The sequence below is a fragment of the Collinsella sp. SGI.033 genome, from assembly GCF_050315135.1.
In the GTDB taxonomy this organism is placed as follows: domain Bacteria; phylum Actinomycetota; class Coriobacteriia; order Coriobacteriales; family Coriobacteriaceae; genus Collinsella.
In genome coordinates, this window is the sequence record NZ_JBNPOK010000078.1 from 1 (window position 1) to 330 (window position 330).

General features: G+C 63.0%; 1 protein-coding gene. It reads left to right on the top strand.

The genetic code is table 11. The features are described from left to right. A partial coding sequence (locus ACQRC0_RS08835; RefSeq protein ID WP_427729341.1) for a hypothetical protein occupies positions 1-330 on the top strand: 330 nt, incomplete at both ends.

A 330-nucleotide genomic window follows, 5' to 3' on the forward strand; every position in this document is an offset into this window, starting at 1 on the left:
AACGAGGCGTTCGACGTCCGCAGCTACTACAACGAGTACCCCGACCTCCGCTCCGCCTTTGGCACCGACACGGCCAAGCTCTACGGGCACTACCTGCGTTACTGCAAGGCCGAGGGCCGTCACGCTAGCGGCTGCGACTCGCTAAAGGCTGCCCGCACGTCTCTCGACGGCGTCGACTACGCCCCGGTCTACGATTTCAGCTACTATATCGCCAGCAGCCCGGATGTGCTTTCCGCATATACGAAGAAAAGCGAGTGCGGCGCTCTTGTTGACGACGCGGCGATCCTGCGCCACTTCGTCAGGTATGGAATGGCAGAGGGCCGCCGCGGC